At 39.5% G+C, this 20085-nt stretch carries 20 protein-coding genes and 3 tRNA genes; 12 read left to right on the forward strand and 11 right to left on the reverse strand.

What is annotated here, in order from left to right:
• Positions 1–7 precede the first annotated feature (7 nt).
• On the forward strand, positions 8–835 hold the full coding sequence (gene dapD, locus ACIPUA_RS21235) for a 2,3,4,5-tetrahydropyridine-2,6-dicarboxylate N-succinyltransferase (protein ID WP_449060113.1): 828 nt from the start codon (positions 8–10) through the stop codon (positions 833–835).
• Positions 836–1267: 432 nt separating this feature from the next.
• A complete protein-coding gene (locus ACIPUA_RS21240) occupies positions 1268–1648 on the forward strand; it encodes a DUF3461 family protein (protein WP_042848991.1) in 381 nt (126 codons plus the stop codon).
• 82 nt (positions 1649–1730) lie between these two features.
• Here ACIPUA_RS21240 and ACIPUA_RS21245 read toward each other — a convergent pair whose 3' ends face one another.
• Genes ACIPUA_RS21245 through ACIPUA_RS21255 form a run of 3 tightly spaced genes read right to left on the reverse strand, consistent with a single transcriptional unit; the run spans position 1731 to position 3305 of the window.
• On the reverse strand, positions 1731–2183 hold the full coding sequence (locus ACIPUA_RS21245; protein ID WP_042848992.1) for a flavodoxin: 453 nt from the start codon (positions 2181–2183) through the stop codon (positions 1731–1733).
• A 17-nt stretch (positions 2184–2200) separates the two neighbouring features.
• Positions 2201–2962, reverse strand: coding sequence for a tRNA pseudouridine(65) synthase TruC (gene truC / locus ACIPUA_RS21250; RefSeq protein WP_042848993.1), 762 nt, complete (start codon positions 2960–2962; stop codon positions 2201–2203).
• Between the two features lie 7 nt (positions 2963–2969).
• Positions 2970–3305, reverse strand: coding sequence for a YqcC family protein (locus ACIPUA_RS21255; RefSeq protein ID WP_042848994.1), 336 nt, complete (start codon positions 3303–3305; stop codon positions 2970–2972).
• Positions 3306–3553: 248 nt separating this feature from the next.
• Between ACIPUA_RS21255 and ACIPUA_RS21260 the strand changes: the two genes are divergently transcribed.
• Entirely contained in the window at positions 3554–4450 is an 897-nt protein-coding gene (locus ACIPUA_RS21260) for a DUF535 family protein (protein WP_449060114.1), read from the forward strand.
• A gap of 527 nt (positions 4451–4977) precedes the next feature.
• On the opposite strand, the gene syd is transcribed toward ACIPUA_RS21260, so the two are convergent.
• Complete coding sequence (syd, locus tag ACIPUA_RS21265; RefSeq protein WP_042848996.1) at positions 4978–5538, reverse strand: SecY-interacting protein; 561 nt, start codon at positions 5536–5538, stop codon at positions 4978–4980.
• A gap of 138 nt (positions 5539–5676) precedes the next feature.
• On the opposite strand from syd, the gene queF reads away from it, so the two are divergent.
• The 3 genes from queF to xni all read left to right on the forward strand — a co-directional run bounded on the left by queF (position 5677) and on the right by xni (position 8788).
• Positions 5677–6522, forward strand: coding sequence for an NADPH-dependent 7-cyano-7-deazaguanine reductase QueF (gene queF, locus ACIPUA_RS21270; RefSeq protein ID WP_042848997.1), 846 nt, complete (start codon positions 5677–5679; stop codon positions 6520–6522).
• Positions 6523–6619: 97 nt separating this feature from the next.
• A complete protein-coding gene (gene ppnN, locus ACIPUA_RS21275; protein WP_042848998.1) occupies positions 6620–7987 on the forward strand; it encodes a nucleotide 5'-monophosphate nucleosidase PpnN in 1368 nt (455 codons plus the stop codon).
• A 45-nt stretch (positions 7988–8032) separates the two neighbouring features.
• Complete coding sequence (gene xni, locus ACIPUA_RS21280; RefSeq protein WP_042848999.1) at positions 8033–8788, forward strand: flap endonuclease Xni; 756 nt, start codon at positions 8033–8035, stop codon at positions 8786–8788.
• 50 nt (positions 8789–8838) lie between these two features.
• Here xni and rlmM read toward each other — a convergent pair whose 3' ends face one another.
• Genes rlmM through ACIPUA_RS21295 form a run of 3 tightly spaced genes read right to left on the reverse strand, consistent with a single transcriptional unit; the run spans position 8839 to position 11300 of the window.
• Positions 8839–9942: a 23S rRNA (cytidine(2498)-2'-O)-methyltransferase RlmM gene (gene rlmM / locus ACIPUA_RS21285; RefSeq protein ID WP_129466378.1), complete on the reverse strand. Its 1104-nt coding sequence runs from the start codon at positions 9940–9942 to the stop codon at positions 8839–8841.
• Positions 9935–10330 carry a DUF423 domain-containing protein gene (locus ACIPUA_RS21290; RefSeq protein WP_449060115.1) on the reverse strand — a complete coding sequence of 132 codons (396 nt, stop codon included), beginning with the start codon at positions 10328–10330 and terminating at the stop codon, positions 9935–9937. The genes rlmM and ACIPUA_RS21290 overlap by 8 nt, the downstream gene beginning before the upstream one ends.
• Before the next feature lie 28 nt (positions 10331–10358).
• Entirely contained in the window at positions 10359–11300 is a 942-nt protein-coding gene (locus ACIPUA_RS21295; RefSeq protein ID WP_042849002.1) for a transcriptional regulator GcvA, read from the reverse strand.
• 697 nt (positions 11301–11997) lie between these two features.
• Here ACIPUA_RS21295 and csdA point away from each other — a divergent pair.
• Complete coding sequence (gene csdA / locus ACIPUA_RS21300; RefSeq protein WP_048606314.1) at positions 11998–13203, forward strand: cysteine desulfurase CsdA; 1206 nt, start codon at positions 11998–12000, stop codon at positions 13201–13203.
• Positions 13204–13233: 30 nt separating this feature from the next.
• Positions 13234–13692 carry a cysteine desulfurase sulfur acceptor subunit CsdE gene (gene csdE, locus ACIPUA_RS21305; RefSeq protein ID WP_048606312.1) on the forward strand — a complete coding sequence of 153 codons (459 nt, stop codon included), beginning with the start codon at positions 13234–13236 and terminating at the stop codon, positions 13690–13692.
• A 41-nt stretch (positions 13693–13733) separates the two neighbouring features.
• Here the strand turns inward: csdE and tcdA are convergent, their stop codons facing one another.
• Together tcdA and mltA are read right to left on the reverse strand one after the other, a co-directional pair.
• Positions 13734–14552, reverse strand: a complete 819-nt coding sequence (gene tcdA / locus ACIPUA_RS21310) for a tRNA cyclic N6-threonylcarbamoyladenosine(37) synthase TcdA (protein ID WP_449060116.1) — start codon at positions 14550–14552, stop codon at positions 13734–13736.
• Positions 14553–14582: 30 nt separating this feature from the next.
• Positions 14583–15704, reverse strand: a complete 1122-nt coding sequence (gene mltA / locus ACIPUA_RS21315) for a murein transglycosylase A (protein WP_048606311.1) — start codon at positions 15702–15704, stop codon at positions 14583–14585.
• Between the two features lie 232 nt (positions 15705–15936).
• On the opposite strand from mltA, the gene ACIPUA_RS21320 reads away from it, so the two are divergent.
• From ACIPUA_RS21320 to ACIPUA_RS21330, 3 genes are all read left to right on the forward strand, one after another.
• Positions 15937–16013, forward strand: a tRNA-Met gene (locus ACIPUA_RS21320).
• 63 nt (positions 16014–16076) lie between these two features.
• Positions 16077–16153 (forward strand) — tRNA-Met (locus ACIPUA_RS21325).
• Between the two features lie 18 nt (positions 16154–16171).
• Positions 16172–16248: transfer RNA gene (locus ACIPUA_RS21330), tRNA-Met, on the forward strand.
• A gap of 150 nt (positions 16249–16398) precedes the next feature.
• On the opposite strand, the gene amiC is transcribed toward ACIPUA_RS21330, so the two are convergent.
• Positions 16399–17649, reverse strand: a complete 1251-nt coding sequence (gene amiC, locus ACIPUA_RS21335; protein ID WP_042845973.1) for an N-acetylmuramoyl-L-alanine amidase AmiC — start codon at positions 17647–17649, stop codon at positions 16399–16401.
• A 361-nt stretch (positions 17650–18010) separates the two neighbouring features.
• Here amiC and argA point away from each other — a divergent pair, with 361 nt between their 5' ends.
• The gene (gene argA / locus ACIPUA_RS21340) at positions 18011–19354 is read left to right on the forward strand and encodes an amino-acid N-acetyltransferase (RefSeq protein WP_071548571.1); all 1344 of its coding nucleotides are present in this window, start codon (positions 18011–18013) and stop codon (positions 19352–19354) included.
• A 122-nt stretch (positions 19355–19476) separates the two neighbouring features.
• Here argA and ACIPUA_RS21345 read toward each other — a convergent pair whose 3' ends face one another.
• The gene (locus ACIPUA_RS21345) at positions 19477–20046 is read right to left on the reverse strand and encodes a hypothetical protein (protein ID WP_042845977.1); all 570 of its coding nucleotides are present in this window, start codon (positions 20044–20046) and stop codon (positions 19477–19479) included.
• Between the last annotated feature and the right edge of the window lie 39 nt (positions 20047–20085).

Here is a 20085-nt window from a genome sequence, read left to right on the forward strand (position 1 = left end):
ACAATCAATGCAGCATTTACAGGCGATCATTGAACAAGCATTCGAAGATAGAAGCAGTATTACACCAAATACCGTCTCTATCCCAGTAAAACAAGCCGTTTTAGAGACTATTGCATTACTTGATAGCGGTAAATTACGTGTCGCAGAAAAAATTGCTGGTGTTTGGGTTACACATCAGTGGCTCAAAAAAGCCGTGTTGTTATCATTTCGTATTCAAGATAACCAAGTCATTGATGGCGCTGAAAGCCGTTATTTCGATAAAGTCCCAATGAAATTTGCCGACTACGACCAAGCTCGCTTCGAAAAAGAAGGTTTTCGCGTTGTTCCACCAGCCGCTGTACGTAAAGGGGCTTACATTGCTAAAAATAGCGTCTTAATGCCATCATACGTCAACATAGGGGCTTATGTTGATGAAGGCACCATGGCTGATACATGGGCGACAGTCGGCTCTTGTGCGCAAATTGGTAAAAATGTTCACTTATCTGGCGGCGTTGGCATTGGTGGTGTTTTAGAACCATTACAAGCAAACCCGACAATAATTGAAGATAACTGCTTTATTGGTGCTCGCTCAGAAGTGGTTGAGGGTGTGATTGTTGAAGAAGGCTCCGTTATTTCAATGGGGGTTTATCTGGGACAAAGCACAAAAATTTATGATCGCGAAACTGGCGAAATCTTTTACGGTCGTGTACCTGCGGGGTCTGTCGTTGTTTCCGGTAACTTGCCTTCCAAAGACGGTAGCTATAGCCTTTACTGTGCTGTTATTGTTAAAAAGGTCGACGAGAAAACACGGGGTAAAGTAGGGATCAATGAATTATTAAGAAGTATTGATGAATAATTCCTATCAGCCACTACTTACCATCTAAAAACCTATTACTCAGTTTTTGTAATCATTTCATAGTAATTAGGTTAAACATGAAGCTATCCCGAAGCGCATACCTTGTATGCAAATCGGGTGGCCATATTCAATACACTTTCGTTAATATTTCATTTTGTGGTTCATCTGAGCGCATTAATTGCAAAGAGAAGTTTGTCAATTTCAAGAAATCGCGCATAATATGTCCGTGACTTTTGCCGTTTACCATCAATAAAACTGTATTATTTTATTTTTCATTATAATGATGCTATTGCAAAATGACGTAATAGGGTATTTCCAACCTACGTCTTTAAACCAGTAGTACCATAAAGGGAAATAGACCGATATTGTTACGGCCTTGCTCACACTATCACTTTGTTTACCGACTCTGTTCCTACATTAAAGCGAGCTAACATGTACGATAATTTGAAAAGTTTAGGCATCAGTAACCCCCAAGACATTGACCGCTATTCCTTGCGTCAAGAAGCGAATAATGACATTTTAAAAATCTATTTTCGCAAAGATAAAGGGGAGTTTTTCGCTAAAAGCGTAAAATTCAAATACCCACGCCAACGTAAAACGATTGCCGATGGCGGTAATAATTTCAAAGAAATTAACGAGATCAATACTAACCTACGTTATGCGATTGAAGAACTAGACCAAATTTGCCAAACAGAGCAAACTGATATTGATTTAAAACACAAAATTCTTGATGACTTACGCCATTTAGAACATGTTGTTTCAAATAAAATTGCAGAAATTGAAGCTGACCTCGAAAAACTTACCCGTAAATAATTTACAGGCGAAGTGATTATATACTGCGCCGTAGCATTACCGCTATTTATTATAAATATGGGTAATCCCACGGTGCAGGCATTTAAAGTAGCTCAGCCCAAGCTTCAATCCAACTCTTCGCATATTCTTCTGGCGTGTCCACTTCAATTGCATCAATAAATAAAATATCACCAATACGTGTAGCTGATTGTTCGGCTAATAGTTCATCAAAACGGACCCCAGCCCCGCAAAAACTTTCATAACTGCTATCACCTAAAGCAATTAGGCCGTAACGTAAATCAGGTTGATAACCAACAACATCGTTAATTTCACTAAACAACGGCGCTATAGTATCGGGCAAATCCCCTTGGCCTGTAGATGAAGTCACAATTAAGGCAATTTCTTCACCTGAATTGTAGTGTTGCCAATCATTCAAGGTAGGTTCGTCAAAGACAACCACTTCATGCCCTTGCTGTTCTAAAATTTCTTGTGCCGTTTCTGCAACAGCCAAAGAGTTACCATAGACAGTTCCAACAAAAATGCCTATTTTTGACATAACACCCCCTCTATTTCTTATTCATTTGACGAATTAATAACGTTTATTCCTAACTTTACAACCTTATCTGACCACCCAAATTGTTCAATTAATGACAACCATTGTGTGTCCCACGGCGCAACTAGTGATATATTTTCTTTTGTTATCGGGTGATTTAAATTTAATAAACTGGCATGCAACATCAGTCGTGATACTGAAAAATTCGCATTAACTCCCCGGTTCTGCCGCAAATCACCATGTTTACTATCGCCAATAATAGGATGACGAAGGTGAGACATGTGCCTTCTTAGTTGATGCTTACGGCCTGTTTCCGGCCTTAATTCAACCAAGCTGAACCTAGATGTGTCGTAGCGCCCGATAGCAATAGGGCATTCAACGGTGGCGATTGGCTTACAATGAGTAATACATTCCTGTAAAACGGGCTCACGAGACGCGTGTTTATCCGCAATTTTATCTAACTCTTCTAAGAGTGGATAATCGATGGTTTGCTCTTCGGTTAAATAGCCACGAACGATAGCATGATATACTTTTTCTAACTGGTGGCTTTCAAACTGTGCAGCTAACAGCCTTGCAACCTCACTCGACAACGCAAAAAGCAATATACCTGATGTAGGCCTATCAAGCCGATGAATGGGATACACATATTGCCCAATTTGATCTCGCAGCGTTTGCATGACAAACACCGTTTCTTTGCTATCTAACCAACTGCGATGCACTAGCATACCTGCCGGTTTATTCACCGCAACCATATACTCATCGTGATAAATGATTTCCAGCATTAATTATTCACCCGCTCGTTTTCGCTGAAAAAAGGCCGTCTAGCTCACGCAAGTGATGAATAACCAATGTATAACGCTCTTCTTCGTCATGCTTATAAGCCTCTTCAAAATAAGGGGCAACTGCAAAGCTTGTCGGCAATACCGCTTTTTGCTCAATCAGTATCTGCAAGCGAGGGATCAAAACCCATTGTAACCATTCCGAAGCTTCCATTGTATCAATACAAAAGGGTTCAACACTTTTAAAAGCTTCAGGACTTGGTGGCTGTTCATTCCAAAGGGATTTTAATTTCATTTCCTCTTCTAGATGACAAAGTTTTTCAATAATGCGTTGTTCAATATTCATGCTTAAACCTATTTAATTATCACAAAGCAAATATACTTTATTTTTCATCACAATTCTGTCGGATAAATGGGGTTAAAAACGAGGAAATACAAGTTTATTGATATCTCTATACCATTATTTTCTGCTTAATTATCTGCTCGACTTAACTTGATAAGTTTCGTTGATGATTTGTTTCGATTGATAAAAGTAAAATCAAATGTTTTTCAATTTAATACAAACAAAATAATTAACAATAAAATGGTTTATCTATGGGATTACTAAAGCAGTGGCGTAAGGAAAGTAAAGTTTGGCGAGCTTTTAACTCAAAATATGTTGAATTAAAAAGAAAAATTCGTATTACTAAACTTCCTACTGAGCAATATAAACACTATCAGGTAATGTGCCAAAACTACCGTTGTGCTCAATTTTCGGCGGCAATTGAAGGTGTTCCTCATTTCATTGAACGACCGATTAATAAATACCTTCATAAGGCTTGGACTGGAAAGCAAAAGTTGCTTACGGCTAGCTATACACTTAATTTAGTTGAAACAACATTTAAACCTGAAGCTATCGAAGCCATGTTTTGTGATAAACGTGAAGGGCTTGTTGTGGCTAATATTGAGTTAAAATCAGGGGATTTTGCTCAATTAACCTTAATATATTCACAATACCCAAGAGAAGGTGACCTCACTCTACACCTGAAAAATGAAACAGGTGATGAGATCTATTTAATGAGTTTTTCTTTCGGCCCTGAAGGCCAACTTTATGTATGCTCCTTACAAGGGCCTTCAACCGAGCAAAGTGTTGACCAAGTTAGGTTAATTACTAAACAAATGCACGGTATGAGACCTAAGAATTTATTAATGTCCGCAGTTTATGCTGTCGCTACTTTTTTCCATGTAAAATCAATATTAGGCGTTTCTAACCAATGCCATATTAAGAGCCAACATTTAAAATCAAGTTATGATACTTTTTGGTTAGAGTGCAATGGGACGCAAACCGCAGACGGCTGGTTCCAATTGCCAATTCAAGAGCCTGTACGCGATATAGAATCAGTCAAAAGCCAACGCCGAGCTGAGTTTCGCCGTCGCGAAGCGCTGCGCGATGCAATGACCCAAGAAATTATTATGTCATTAACTAAAAACTCCCAGCATAACAGCCATTAATATTTCGTTCGCAGGCCCTGCGTTAGCAAGAATGTAAATGATAACTAGCCGTTAATAAAAATGCCTTGAAGAACCATAACCAATAAAGCCTATTATTAACTCTATAATATTTATCAGGAAAAAAGCCAGTCAACCTTGGTTGACTGGCTTACGCTTTAGGACTTATGCATCCTGCAAAATGACATCCTGTCACTCAACATCCTGTTGAATAAAAGCATGTTAATAGGTGTTTTAACCTATTTAGCAATCCCTCGCCTTACTTTTAAAAATTTTTACACCCTATAATTAGGTATAAAAAGCTAAACTGACTTACCCTGTCCAGCGAGATAAGAATGTATGAAACCGCTTACTAAAACAACCTAGTATGGCTTGCAATAATTCAATAATATTAAATGAAATATCACGTACGGTAGTAACGCCATGAAATAAAAAGTTAAATAATTATCATTCTTATAAAAGAAGAAAACTTTAAGATATTGCTTAACTTAATTGTAAGCTTTTACCTACACCAAGTTGTAATAAAATGCTTACCCCTTTGGCTCCACAATGACAGTCAGCTCTTCAAGAAAACAGGTTAAATTCGAAGAAAGTACTCGTCTTTCTTTACTACCAAATTTTTCTAGGATTATTTCACCACTAAGATTACACATTGATATCATTTCAAGTTCAGAATCTAAGGTTGCAATAAACAACGTTGGCGGCAGCTTTAAACGCTTTTGAGTGACCAAATGGCCAATTAAATTTTCCTGTAAGCGAATAAAGTCATCCTCATTCCAAACTTGCACTAAATTAAGGGTAATATCACGAAATGTCGCTTTCATATCACCAGCTAACTGAGTGGTATAAAAAGTGTGGATATCACTTTGCAAATTGATATCTAATGCAGTAGCGACTTTATCCAGGGTTGCACCCTTAATTGGAAATGTTTGAGGCTCCCAATACACCCAGTTTTCGCCAGTGCGAACAATACAAGGGGATGGAATACCATATAAATCCGTTGAAGCGGGCGGTAAACCAGTTTGTTGTTGCCATTGAGAAACATATTTCTCAGTAAAGTTATGCAATGCGACAGAAAGTGTTGTATTCATATGGTTTTATAGCTGCGTTAAATTGAAAGACGTCAACAAGGTGGATAAATGGTATTATGGCAGAAGTTTACGGGCGAATAAAATGTACCAGTTTCTGCCTTTTAACCTCATTCTCGTTTATGAAGTACAAGGACCAATATGTCACACTACCAGAATAATCCCGCACTTGATAATTTAACGTTAGGGAAAAAAACGGCTTATCATGACCAATATGATGCAACATTACTCCAAGCCGTTCCTCGCAGCCTAAATCGCTCTCCTTTAGCGATCTACGCTGATGCTCTTCCCTTTCATGGTGCAGATATCTGGACAATGTACGAGCTTTCTTGGCTAAACCAACGTGGTGTCCCTCAAGTTGCGATTGGTTCAATCAGTGTTGATGCCCATAGTGAAAACCTTATTGAATCCAAAAGTTTTAAGCTATATCTCAACAGCTTTAACCAAACATGCTTTGAAACTTGGGAAAATGTGCGAAGCGTTTTGCAAAATGATTTAAGCCGCTGTGCTAATGGTAAGGTTAGCGTTACACTTTATAAATTAGATGATTTTTCCCATCAACCTATCCAACCATTGCAAGGGATATGTATTGATGATCAGGAAATTGATATCAATAATTATGAATTTAACCGTGACTACTTAGCAAATAGTACGCAAGAAGATATCGTCGAAGAAACCTTAGTTAGCCATTTGTTAAAATCAAATTGTTTAATTACTAATCAACCTGATTGGGGCTCCGTACAAATTCACTATTGCGGTGCGAAAATTAATCGTGAAGCCCTATTACGTTATTTAATTTCATTTCGCCATCATAATGAGTTTCATGAACAATGTGTTGAACGTATATTTAATGATATTACACAACTGTGTAAACCCGATAAATTAAGTGTTTATGCACGTTATACTCGCCGTGGAGGGCTTGATATTAACCCATGGCGAAGTAATGAGGATTTTACGCCTGAATTAGGTCGTTTAGCACGGCAATAAGTATCCATGTAGTTGAAAAACAATTGAAAGTAAATGTTACCCATGCATTTACAGTACAATTCACATATCAAGAACCCACTGGGTAAAGGAGTACTACTTGATTACTCATATCAGTCCATTAGGATCTATGGATCTACTATCTCAACTTGAAGTTGATATGCTAAAACGTACGGCCAGTAGCGATTTGTACCAATTATTTAGAAATTGCTCTTTAGCCGTTCTACACTCAGGCAGCCTTACTGATAGCAGTAAAGAGCTATTAGAAAAAAGCAAAGATTTTGATATCAATGTATTACGTCGTGAGCGCGGTGTTAAACTAGAACTTATAGACCCGCCAGAAAAAGCCTTTGTTGACGGTAAAATCATCCGTACATTGCAAGCAAACCTATTCTCAGTATTACGTGATATCCTGTTCGTTCATGCACAAATTACCTACGCAAAAGAACAATTCCATTTAGACCTTGAAAATGGAGCTCATATTACTAATATGATTTTCTCCATTTTGCGTAATGCCCGCGCATTACATATTGATGAAGACCCAAGCATGATTGTGTGCTGGGGCGGTCACTCCATTAATGAAATCGAATACCAGTATGGTCGTAAAGTTGGTAACGAACTTGGCTTACGTGAGCTCAATATTTGTACTGGCTGTGGGCCAGGAGCAATGGAAGCACCAATGAAAGGTGCTGCTGTAGGGCATGCTCAACAACAGTATAAAAATAGCCGTTTTATTGGTTTAACAGAGCCATCAATTATTGCCGCAGAGCCACCTAACCCACTGGTAAATGAGCTGATTATTATGCCTGACATTGAAAAACGCTTAGAAGCGTTTGTTCGATTAGGCCACGGCATTATTATTTTCCCTGGGGGGGTAGGAACTGCTGAAGAGCTACTTTACTTACTGGGTATCTTAATGGACCCAGCCAACAGCGAACAAGTTCTGCCGCTTATCTTAACGGGTCCAAAAGAAAGTGCTGAATATTTTACCGTTTTAGATGATTTTATCCGTCATACCTTAGGTGAAGATGCCAGTAAGCATTACCAAATCATTATTGACGATGCCCAAGAAGTCGCCCGAGTAATGAAGCAAAGCATGCCAAAAGTTAAAGAGAACCGCCGTAGCACAGGTGATGCCTATAGCTTCAACTGGTCAATTAAAATTGCTCAAGATTTACAACACCCATTCGAACCAACGCATGAAAATATGGCTTCATTGAACCTTCATCCTGGTCAAGAACCTGAAAAACTGGCCTCTGATTTACGCCGCGCTTTCTCTGGGATTGTTGCTGGTAACGTAAAAGAGTTTGGTATGAAGGCAATAGAAAAGCACGGGCCATTTAAAATCCACGGTGATACCGAACTCATGAAACGAATGGATATTTTACTGCAAGGCTTCGTAGAACAGCACCGCATGAAGCTACCAGGTGGTACAGCTTATGAGCCTTGCTACGAAATTGTAAAATAAGTATGGTCTACAAGTAAGGATAAACATTTTAGGTATGGCGTATTTATGATCCATTTATTAATTATTGATGCACTAAACTTAATACGCCGCATCCATGCGGTGCAAGGAAGCCCGTGTGGTGAAACCTGCTTATCTGCCATATCCCAATTATTAAATCATACCGCTGCAACTCATATTGTGGCGGTATTTGATGAGGAAGGGCGGCATCAAAGTTGGCGTCATGAAAAACTACCCGATTACAAAGCGGGTCGACAGCCTATGCCTGAGGATTTACAAGCTGAACTGCCAACTCTGATTGCTCTTTTCCAAGAAAAGGGGATACATTGCTGGCAATCTGAAGGAGATGAAGCAGATGATTTAGCGGCGACCTTAGCAACACGCATTGCTGGGTCGGGGCATACAGTTACCATCGTATCCACAGACAAAGGTTATTGCCAATTATTATCTCCGAATATTCGAATTCGTGATTATTTTCAAAAACGCTGGCTCGATGTTCCGTTTATTGAAAAGGAATTTGGCGTTACACCTGAGCAACTCCCTGATTACTGGGGGCTTGCCGGTATTAGCAGTAGTAAAGTGCCTGGAGTTGCAGGGATTGGCCCTAAAAGTGCAACGCAGCTTTTACAACAATATCATTCAATTGAAAATTTATTTGCTCATTTATCGGAACTAGAAGAAAAATGGCAAAAAAAGTTAGTCGATCAGCAGCAAATTGCATTGATTTGCCGTGATATTGCAACATTAAAAACAGATATAGCTTTGCAAGGTAATTTAAATCAACTACGTTACTACACTAAATAAACACACAAAAAAGGCCACACTTGGCGGCCTTTAGAATGGCAGTACACTAACTAGTAATATTCACGCGCCATTGGGTTGGCAGACCAAATTCTCATCACATGTACAGTGACTTCTTCTCGGTCATGATAAAGTTGCTTAGCTTGAATTAACACATTCACACCTTGCTCTTTTAGCTGTGTTTTCATCTTTTCCAGAATATGTGAAACTTCTTCATAACGCTTTTTCATTGGCAACTTGAGATTGAAAATAGCTTCCCGACACCAACCTTGTGCTAGCCAATCAGTCATCAGTGCAGCCACCTTCGCCGGTTTTTCAACCATATCACACACTAACCAAGTAATGTTTTGTGAACTTGGCTGAAACTTAAAACCATCAGCTCGGTGGTGTTTAACTTGCCCAGTATCCATTAAGCTTTCTGCCATTGGGCCATTATCTACGGCATGGACCATCATACTGCGCTTCACTAATTGGTATGTCCAACCTCCCGGACATGCCCCTAAATCAACTGCGTTCATACCGCTTGCTAACCGCTCTTCCCACTCTTCATACGGAATAAATACATGAAAAGCTTCTTCGAGTTTTAATGTTGAGCGACTTGGCGCATCTGATGGAAATTTTAATCGCGGGATACCCATATAAAAATTCGAACTATTATTGGTATAGGAATACCCTGTATAACAGCAACCCGGAGCAATAAAAAATACATGGATCACTGGGCGCTTAAAATTTTCAAGAGGAAGTAAAATTTTCTCTTTACGTAATGCATTACGTAAAGGCACCGTAAACTTACGGCAGAACTTCATTAACTCTTTAGATTCATTCGTGTCTGCCACTTCAACACGAATATCACCCGCTCGAGCAACTTGCTGGCTCAGCGCGTTTATAATCGGGGTAATACGATCCTCTGGCGGCAGATCTTTTAGTAAATCCCCCACCACAATCATTTGACGAGCAAAAATTAACTCTCGAAAAGGCAACGTCCGCGCGAGTGTATCTGCATCTTCTGCTTGGTAACACTCAAAAATAACATAACCACTATTTTCTTTTACCCGAGCAAAACCATAAATTTCTTTTTGCCCGGCTTTGTCTGTAATCTCTGCTGCACACTCTTTCTCAAAGCCTGGACGGCAATATAGTGCAATTTTATTACTCATTACGTGACGCCGATTTCCTTAGACGCATAGCGCCAATTACTACTAACAGCCAGCCAATCAGGAAACATACTCCCCCTATTGGCGTAAAATAAGAAAAGTATTTTACCTGCAATAGGGCCATACAATAAAGACTACCGCTAAAAAGAAGTATGCCAACTGAAAAAAATACCCCTGACCAGTAAAACCATAGAATCACTTTACGCAATAAAACTGCACCTAACACCATAAGCGCAACAGTATGTAACATCTGATAACGTAAGCCTGTTTCAATCCAGTCCATTTGGTGGACACTCATGATTGACGACAACGCATGAGAGCCTATAGCCCCAAAAGCAACAGTAAAGAAGCCACTAATCCCAGCAAAAATTAACATCAAACGACTATTCACAGTAACACCTTTTTATTTAACTACTTGATTACTGAATAAGCGCCACATCTTGGTCACCCGTAATAAAGCCTAATTTTTCTTGTTCACTCGCTGCTTGCCCTAAGATCCACTGGCGAAATGCCGCTATTTTGCCCAAATCTGCTTGGCTTTCTTGGCAGACTAAATAAAATGCATTTTTACTCACCAATACTTCACTGAAGGGGCAAACTAAACGCCCTGCATCAATTTCATTTTTGGCCATCACATTATTTGTTAATGCAATACCTTGCCCATGTACAGCAGCTTGGATAACCATAGCACTATGACTAAAAATAGGCCCTTGCTGTACATTGACCACATTCTGTAACTCTAGTTGTTTAACATACGCTTGCCAGTCTCTTCGAGAAGAATCGTGAAGTAACGTATGTTTTGCTAAATCTTCGGGATTTTTAAGTTGGTTATCACCTGTTAATAACGATGGTGAACATACTGGCATTAGATATTCAGCATACAGCCGATCCGTTCTTAACCCTGACCAATTTCCTCTACCGTAGAAAATAGCGACATCAACATCATCTGCCAATTTATCTTCTTCTCTATCCACAGCCTGTATTCTTACATCAATACCAGGATAAGCTTGGTTAAAGCCTGAAAGCCTTGGTACAAGCCATTGGATAGCAAAGCTTGGTGACAAACTTACTGTTAGAGCCCCTTTCGCGCTTCGCGCTTGAAGCTTGCGTGTCGCCTCATTTAAAGAAGAGAAAATTTCTTTAATATCAAGATAATAGCTCTGGCCTTCTTCCGTTAATAATAATGAACGATTACGTCGGCGAAACAGCTTGAGCCCAAGAAAATCCTCCAAACTTTTCATTTGGTGACTAACAGCAGCTTGCGTTACAAATAATTCTTCTGCAGCCTTAGTAAAACTTAAATGACGAGCTGCTGCATCAAAGACTCTCAGTGCATTCAGGGGCGGTAATCTTTTAGACATAATCACTTCTACTTGGCATATTGTTATTCATTAGTTTTTTTCATCCGAAGCATTATAATTTGTCCCTTGAGGATACGCCAGTAAATACCTATAGTATGCACACTTCCTAAGCCGGAACGAAAAGTTACAGAGTTTAGTTACTTTGGAACTTTTGGCTTTGTGGTTGTGATGTTGTGTTTGCAAGTTGTCTGGTTCAGCCAGACTTTGTAGCTTTGCTACTGTTTTTTCACTTCCTGTACATTTACCCTGTCTGTCCATAGTGATTTTTATAGTGCACCGCCAACGCGCGGTGCTTTTTTTTTGCTATTTATTTAAACCACTAACAATAAATACTTAAGCAATTTAACGTAATAAATACAATAATCTATAGATAACTACTAGTGTACCGAAAAAACTTTCAGTTAGATATTTAAGATAATTCTTGAAATATGTTCGTAAAGGATATCAATAAAATAATTTCTGAATAAAAAGGATTGCATTGTAATGCAAAACGCTAAATCATTTTAAAAAACACATTCTAGATAATTGATAACAATTAATACCAAACGTAACAAAATATTTCAATGCTTAGGTTGAAAATGATATGTTTAAATTAATCAAAAAAATAACTATAAATGTACTAATAAATGTACAATCAAATTACACCACACTCAGCAATAGCCAATAACAGATAAATTTTGACTAAAAGAAAGAACTCATGGACCATTTTAGCGCCGCTTCATTTCGTCTCGCATTTCCTGCTTTAGACTCATCGACTCTATTTTTTGATAGCGCAGCTACCGCATTAAAACCCATAGCCATGATCGATGCTTCAAATAATTATTACCGTTTATCAGGTAGTTCTGTTTATCGGGGCCAATCCCCTGACGCCTTAAAATTAACTCGTGACTATGAACAAGGCCGTGTCCGCACTGCCAAATTGATTAATGCCCCCAGCGAAAAAAATATTATCTGGACGCGTGGAACTACTGAATCAATCAATTTAATTGCTCAGTGTTATTTTCGCTCAAGATTACAACCCGGTGATGAAATTATTGTAAGTGAAATCGAACATCACTCAAATTTATTACCTTGGATTATGCTAGCTCAACAAACTGGCGCTAAAATAATTAAATGGCCTGTTGAAAAAGACTTAACATTAAGCCTTGATGTGCTCAAATCAAAGCTCTCCACAAAAAGCAAACTTGTTGCTATCACACAAATGTCCAATGTAACGGGATATCAAACTGATTTACATGCTATAACTCAGTTGGCTCACCAAGTTGGGGCACTTGTTCTGGTTGATGGAGCACAAGGTGTAGTACATAGCCCAATAAATGTAAAAAAGCTGAATATTGATTTTTACGCATTTTCAGCCCACAAATTGTATGGCCCTACAGGGCTTGGGGTTTGTTATGCGAAAACTGAGCTATTAGAACAAATGAGCCCTTGGCACGGAGGAGGTAAAATGCTGACTGATGTCACATTTGACCATTTTACCCCTGCGCCTATCCCACAGCGTTTTGAGGCTGGAACACCAAATATTGCTGGCGTCATTGCCTTTTCTGCTGTCCTTAAGTGGCTAGAAGGTGTCGATTTAACTTCTGCTGAAGCTTATGCATGTTCCTTGGTGGAATACGCCAACGAGAAGCTGTCATTACTCCCCAACTTTATGAGTTATCACCCTTCTCACTCCCCTTTATTATCATTTAATTTTAAAGATATTCATCATAGCGATTTAGGTACCCTCTTGACCGAGCAAAATATTGCATTACGCTATGGTCAGCATTGTGCCCAACCCTTAATGGATGCATTGAATATTAGTGGGTGTTTGCGCATTTCAGTAATGCCTTATAACAACCAGCAAGACATCAATAAGTTTATCGATGCAGTCACACTCTCACTTTCTATACTAAATGATTAAATGAAGACTAAAGATACAGAAGGAAGCCTAATGACTTCGACTAAACATGATTTTGCTCCGCACCCTTTTGGTACAGAGATTGGAATTCAAGAAATAGTTGAACAATTTTCAACGTACAAAGCATGGGAAGATAAGTATCGTTTGCTCATCCAGCTTGCTAAAAAGTTACCACCATTAACTGACGATGAAAAGCAACAAACTCAAGAGGTTAAAGGCTGTGAAAACCGCGTCTGGATAGGTGCACTGCTCAATGATAATAATACGTTCCACTTTTATGGTGATAGTGAGGGGCGTGTAGTAAAAGGTTTATTTACCATTTTACTCGCGGCGGTAGAACAAAAAACAGCGCAGGAAATCATAGATATTAATTTTAATGATTTACTCACCCAAACTGGCTTACCGGCACAGCTAAGTGAATCCCGCCAAAATGGCATTCAATCACTCATTAGTGCGATTCAAAATATTGCCAGTGAAATGACACCAGCATAATCAATGCTAGAAAGAGGCTATTTTATGGCCTCTTCCTATTCTTACTCACTTTGACTTGCCTTCCTTTGCGCTTTTGCAACCATTTTTTTGAGTGCATGAGAAACTGCGATAAAGCCAAAGCTCGCAGTTACCATGGTTACTGCGCCAAAACCTGCTGCGCAATCCATACGCTTAGAACCCTCGGCGGTGCTTTTAGCGGCACACACCGTCCCATCACTTTGCGGGTAAACTAATTGCTCAGTTGAGAAAACGCAATCAATACCAAGCTTGCCTTTGCCATTTTTCACGACATTAAAATCAGATTTCAAACGTTCACGTAGTTTGGCAGCTAATGGGTCCTGTATAGTTTTTGCGAGATCTGAAACTTGGATTTGCGTGGGGTCAATCTGCCCCCCGGCTCCCCCGGTCGTTACCACAGGGACTTTAAAGCGCCTGCAATACGCTAGCAGTGCAGCTTTTGGCCTAACACTATCAATCGCATCAATAACATAGTCAAACCCCGTACTAAGGTATTGAGCAGCATTATCAACAGTGATGAAATCATCAATCACATTCACTACACATTCAGGGTTTATTTCCAAAATGCGATTTTTCATGACTTCAACTTTGGGTAAGCCCACTGTCGATTTTATTGCATGTAATTGGCGGTTTGTATTGGTTACACAAATATCATCCATATCAATCAAAGTAATATAACCAATACCTGAACGAGCTAGCGCCTCAGCTGCCCATACACCAACCCCACCGACACCAATAACACAAATGTGAGATCGTGCAAAAAGATGAAGGGCTTGTTGCCCATATAAACGCCCGATCCCAGCAAAACGCTGCATCCAAGCATCTGAAAGCTTAGCTTGCATAATAACAAACAACCTTAGTTAAAACGTTAACTACATTGTACCAAAAAGCGGTTGGCTTTTTTTCAACACCCAAACTCGCCCATAATGATTATAAAAACCTGCCATTTTCCCAGCTTCATGGCCCGTTCCATGGTAAATATCAAAATGATGTCCTTTAATTGCCCCTCCGACATCTAAGGCAACCATCATACGCATTTCATACTGCCCCGTAAATTTACCATTACCGTCTAATACGGGGATTTCTGCAAGTAATGCGGTCCCAGGCGGAATTAATGTTTTATCTGATGCCACTGAAGCTTTAGCAATTAAAGGTACTGCACTCGCCCCCCTAACAGGGACAAATGATTGAGGCTTAAAGAAAACAAACGATGGGTTTTCTTCTAATAATTGGCGAACTTCTTGCTCACTGTGGTTATTTGTCCAATCATGGATAGCTTGCAAAGACATTTGGTTTAATGGTACTTCTCCACGATCAACAAGCACTTTACCGATACTTTTGTATGCATGACCGTTTTTACCTGCGTAACCAAAGAAATTAAGTGGGCTGCCATCACCAAAGTCAACATAACCACTTCCTTGTACCTCCATCATAAAATTATCAACGACAGAGTTACTATAAGCTAAAATTAAATTATCACTCAATGCACCATTGTAAATAGCTGCTCGGCTAGGTAAGCGGGATTTTCTTTTCGGTGGCATACCATATAGAGGGTAACGAAATTCACCTTGTGGGACGCGTCTAGCCTCGATAACAGGCGTGTAATAACCAGTAAATTGCACATTCCCATAATTATCAGCTCCTTCCATTTGAAAAGCTGTTAAATTGAAATTAGCTAATTTCGCAGGTTCTCCCCCCGCCATTAACCAATTCTCGATAGCATGGTAGGTATCGCTGTTATTTTGAAATAAACGGGGTGATGCATTTTTGATCTCAACAACTTGTTGATTAAAATCAGGTGCATTAATAGGCCGACCTTGAACATTCACTTGGTTAACTTTTTGCAGGTCTTGTACTAAACGCCCATCTTTATATTGTTGGCCTTTATCCGTTGGATGAGTTTGGCATCCTGCCAATAAAGAAAAAAACACACTGATTACCAACCCATTTTTTACTGCTCGCTTATTTACAATTTTTGTCAGTCCTAAATTCATTCTCCACCACCCAAGCGCATCCAACAATCCAATATGAAACGCACAATAGCAAACCCAAATTGGGAATGAAACGAGTAAACATATTTAGTTCAGTTATTTTTCTCAACACTCCCACTAAAGATTAAAAAATAGACATTCAGTGCGGATTTTGTTCTGTAGATGCTGAAATTTGAAAAAAAAACACGAAAAAACTTGCATCAGATCTCATCCCGAGTATAGTGCCCGAATCGGACGCGGGGTGGAGCAGCTTGGTAGCTCGTCGGGCTCATAACCCGAAGGTCGTTGGTTCAAATCCAGCCCCCGCAACCAATTACTGATTTTATCAGTAAAGTATTAAAAGTAGTCAGCAGTATAAAGATGTAAAAATTCAGTCGCGGGATGGAGCAGCATGGTAGCTCGTCGGGCTCATAACCCGAAGGTCGTTGGTTCAAATCCAGCTCCCGCAACCAATTTTTTACTTCTTCAGTCGCGGGGTGGAGCAGCATGGTAGCTCGTCGGGCTCATAACCCGAAGGTCGTTGGTTCAAATCCAGCCCCCGCAACCAATTCTTTCTTAGTTTCCTTCCTTGAATAGCAAATCACCTTTAGTCTTTATCCTGTATAAACCCTTATTTTTTTATTTATGCAAATAAAAAAGGCGACTCACAAATTAGTTCATCACCTTTATATCAACATATACCTAATAGCTCACTCGATTAGTTACGAATAGCTAGCTCTCCACCATTGCGGAAATAGGCTTTAACCCCTTCAAAAATAGATTCAGCCATTTGTTGCTGGAACTTAGCTGTTTTAAGCTTTCGCTCTTCTTCTAAATTACTAATGAATGCGGTTTCAACTAGAATTGATGGTATTTCAGGCGCTTTAAGTACCGCAAACCCGGCTTGGTCAACTTTGTTCTTATGCAATTTATTGACTTTACCCATGAGTTTTAATACTTCATCACCAAACTTCAAACTATCATTGATCGTTGCCGTTTGGACCAAGTCAAGCATTGTATGGTCAAGATATACATCTCCACTCTTACTTACCCCACCAATTAAGTCAGCTTCATTCTGAGTTTGCGCAAGATAGCGAGCCGTATTACTGGTAGCCCCTTTCGTTGATAAAGCAAAGACAGAGGAACCGCGTGCTGAACGATTAGTAAATGCATCAGCATGAATAGAAACAAATAAATCTGCTTGCATCTTTCTTGCTTTCGCAACACGAACCTTCAACGGAATAAAAACGTCTTCATTTCGTGTCATATAAGCCCGCATTTTAGGGTCTTTATCAATTAACGCTTTTAAACGACGTGCGATTTGCAGGACGACATCTTTTTCTCGCGTTTTATATTTCCCTATCGCACCTGGGTCTTCACCACCGTGTCCCGGGTCTATCATAATAATAATCGGGCGATCCCTTCCCGCCTTCCCTGGTTTTTTAGCTTGAGCTGGCATGTTTTCTTCGAGATCACCTTTATTGTAATCCTCAAGTAGTGCCAACAGTGGGTCATCATTGGTATCGACACCTTTGCCCGGATAAAAATCAAGCACTAAACGATGTTTAAATTCACCAACAGGCGTTATCGTAAAGAACTGAGGGCTAACTCTATTTTTTACTTCAAAAACTAAACGAACCGTTTGAGGATCAAACTGCCCTACCCGAACCAACTTCAAATACGGGTCACGAGTTTGGATCTGAGTCCCCATCTGTTTAAGCACATTATTTAACTGCACCCCTTCAAGATCGACAACAATGCGCTCAGGGTTATTAAGCACAAACTGGCGATACTTTAACGGGACGCTGGATTCTAGCGTAACTCGGGTATAGCTTGATGCAGGCCAAATACGCACAGCGATGACGCTGCTATTTGCAGAAAAACCGAATGGGCTGACGCTCAGTAACATAACTGCAGCTGCGCCCTGTATAAAACGGCGCTTCGATGGGCTGTGATCTTGATGACTCATCAATAATTCCGAACCTAGAACTGAGAAATAAAGTGATTTAAGAATAACTGCCAATAGCTTGACCAGAAATAAGCACTCTAACTAATCATTTGTGCTCTGTCATTAAGAATATACAAGACATCTATAGACTTACCACTATAAGCATAACTTAATCATACCTAGAGAAAATGTTTTTGAGTGACTTTCTGTGTCAATTTTAAGCAATTTAATTTCCGTAGAGTATATATAGTTAAATTTAGAGATATGTAAACGTCAAAAATAAAATTGTTACTTTTTTTATACCATCTTTTACTTGATATTCTGCGCCAAAAAGAATAAAAATACATTATTAGCGAATAAAAATTCATTTAAGAGGGTCGTTATGAAAGAGCGCAGTACCGAATTGGTTGATGAGTTTCGCCATTCGGTCCCTTATATAAACGCCCACCGCGGCAAAACTTTTATTATTATGCTTGGTGGTGAAGCAATTGCCCATGAAAATTTCCCTAGTATTGTCAATGATATAGGGTTATTACATAGTTTAGGCATAAGGATTATCGTCGTTTATGGCGCTCGGCCTCAAATCGAAGATATCCTAGCAGAGCATAACTATGACGCTGTTTATCACAAACATACTCGCGTAACTGATGCCAATACACTTGAATATGTCAAACAAGCCTCAGGTGCTTTACAATTAGATATTACAGCTCGGTTATCCATGAGCTTAGGTAACACTCCGTTACAAGGCGCGCATATTAATGTAGTTAGTGGTAATTTTGTTATTGCTCAACCATTAGGTGTCGATGACGGTATTGATTATTGCCATAGTGGTAGGATACGCCGTATTAATGAAGAAGCGATTAATAACCAACTCGATAACGGTTCCATTGTACTCATTGGCCCTGTTGCCGTTTCTGTTACTGGGGAAAGCTTTAATCTCACCTCAGAAGAGATAGCCACCCAACTCGCTGTAAAAATGAAGGCTGAGAAACTTATCGGTTTTTGCTCTTCGCAAGGGGTTGCTGATAAGAACGGTAATATCCTGTCTGAGTTATTCCCAAATGAAGCGGAAAACCTCATTCAACAGCTGGAATCTGAAGGGGATTATTACTCAGGAACTGTACGCTTTTTACGCGGTGCAGCAAAAGCTTGCCGTCGTGGTGTTCGCCGTAGCCACTTATTGAGCTACCAAGAAAATGGGTCTTTAATCCAAGAGCTGTTCTCCCGCGATGGTATTGGTACCCAAATAGTAATGGAAAGTGCAGAGCAAATCCGCCGCGCAAATATTAACGATATTGGGGGCATTTTAGAACTTATTCGCCCACTCGAGCAGCAAGGCATTTTAGTACGGCGTTCACGTGAGCAGCTTGAAATGGAAATCGACAAATTTACCATTATTGAACGTGATAGCTTGGTGATTGCTTGTGCGGCTCTCTACCCATACCCAGAAGAAAAACTTGGAGAAATGGCATGTGTTGCAGTTCACCCTGACTACCGCAGCTCTGCCAGAGGGGAAGAACTACTTAATCGAGTGGCAGCTCAAGCAAAACAATTTGGCTTAGACAAATTGTTTGTATTAACAACACGCAGCATTCATTGGTTCCAAGAACGTGGCTTTACCCCTGCTGAAATTGAAATGCTACCATTGAAGAAACAAGCATTATATAACTACCAGCGGCGTTCTAAGATTTTAATATTAGATTTAAAAACCCAATCAGATAAATAACTATTTCGACACTATTTGAAACCATAGCTGGTTAATTATCCTCTCCCACCCAAATCATATGGATGTATAATTTGGGTGGGCACTTTTACAACTTTAACTCTAGCTAGGAATAAATTACACAGTTAAGCTATTTGTACAACCCTTGCCTTTTGGCATAATGGGATTGTATCTAAATGGGGTTTTAATGCAGCTTCCATTTCAGCAAAAGAAGTGCCGTAAAAGTAAAATGCTGTTTCTGTTGGCCCATCCCAAACACCATGGATACTACCAATATCTTCAACTGCTTCATCAAGTATGTCAAAGACCTCATTGATATCTCCGTTTTCATAAACCTCATCGGCTAATTCTGTTCCATTAAAATAAATTGCCAGCCCTTCATCTGTACCAAAATCAATCCGGACATCTTCACCATGAATAAATAAACGAGAGCCCTTCGGCGCTAACATTGAAGTAAATAGCTGGATAATTAAGCTGATATTTTCGTCACTAGCATCCGCAATAGCGATTTCTATATCGCATTCTTGTGCCTCACCATTATCATCAAGTGACGTACCACCACCAGTAACATGGATATCTTTCCCCATGCTTTTCATGACTTCATCAAATGCATCTTCTAAATCTGCACGCCTAATCGGCTCAAGCCTTGCATTTAATGTTAGGGTTATTGCGGTCATTTCTTGCTGGTTATCCATCTTATTACCTTTAATCTATGGTTATAAATTATTTAAATA

The sequence above is a fragment of the Providencia sp. AGC89 genome (genome assembly GCF_053543535.1).

What these genes read in the sequence shown, in the direction of transcription:
- truC (WP_042848993.1), bottom strand. Translation starts at nt 2,962, where the DNA reads ATGCTGGAAATCATTTATCACGATGAGTATATGGTTGCGGTGAATAAA.
- amiC (WP_042845973.1), bottom strand. Translation starts at nt 17,649, where the DNA reads ATGAGTCATCAAGATCACAGCCCATCGAAGCGCCGTTTTATACAGGGC.
- ACIPUA_RS21345 (WP_042845977.1), bottom strand. Translation starts at nt 20,046, where the DNA reads ATGGATAACCAGCAAGAAATGACCGCAATAACCCTAACATTAAATGCA.
- dapD (WP_449060113.1), top strand. Translation starts at nt 8, where the DNA reads ATGCAGCATTTACAGGCGATCATTGAACAAGCATTCGAAGATAGAAGC.
- ACIPUA_RS21295 (WP_042849002.1), bottom strand. Translation starts at nt 11,300, where the DNA reads ATGTCTAAAAGATTACCGCCCCTGAATGCACTGAGAGTCTTTGATGCA.
- xni (WP_042848999.1), top strand. Translation starts at nt 8,033, where the DNA reads ATGATCCATTTATTAATTATTGATGCACTAAACTTAATACGCCGCATC.
- queF (WP_042848997.1), top strand. Translation starts at nt 5,677, where the DNA reads ATGTCACACTACCAGAATAATCCCGCACTTGATAATTTAACGTTAGGG.
- rlmM (WP_129466378.1), bottom strand. Translation starts at nt 9,942, where the DNA reads ATGAGTAATAAAATTGCACTATATTGCCGTCCAGGCTTTGAGAAAGAG.
- mltA (WP_048606311.1), bottom strand. Translation starts at nt 15,704, where the DNA reads ATGAATTTAGGACTGACAAAAATTGTAAATAAGCGAGCAGTAAAAAAT.
- csdA (WP_048606314.1), top strand. Translation starts at nt 11,998, where the DNA reads ATGGACCATTTTAGCGCCGCTTCATTTCGTCTCGCATTTCCTGCTTTA.
- ACIPUA_RS21245 (WP_042848992.1), bottom strand. Translation starts at nt 2,183, where the DNA reads ATGTCAAAAATAGGCATTTTTGTTGGAACTGTCTATGGTAACTCTTTG.
- argA (WP_071548571.1), top strand. Translation starts at nt 18,011, where the DNA reads ATGAAAGAGCGCAGTACCGAATTGGTTGATGAGTTTCGCCATTCGGTC.
- ACIPUA_RS21240 (WP_042848991.1), top strand. Translation starts at nt 1,268, where the DNA reads ATGTACGATAATTTGAAAAGTTTAGGCATCAGTAACCCCCAAGACATT.
- syd (WP_042848996.1), bottom strand. Translation starts at nt 5,538, where the DNA reads ATGAATACAACACTTTCTGTCGCATTGCATAACTTTACTGAGAAATAT.
- ACIPUA_RS21255 (WP_042848994.1), bottom strand. Translation starts at nt 3,305, where the DNA reads ATGAATATTGAACAACGCATTATTGAAAAACTTTGTCATCTAGAAGAG.
- csdE (WP_048606312.1), top strand. Translation starts at nt 13,234, where the DNA reads ATGACTTCGACTAAACATGATTTTGCTCCGCACCCTTTTGGTACAGAG.
- tcdA (WP_449060116.1), bottom strand. Translation starts at nt 14,552, where the DNA reads ATGCAAGCTAAGCTTTCAGATGCTTGGATGCAGCGTTTTGCTGGGATC.
- ACIPUA_RS21260 (WP_449060114.1), top strand. Translation starts at nt 3,554, where the DNA reads ATGGGATTACTAAAGCAGTGGCGTAAGGAAAGTAAAGTTTGGCGAGCT.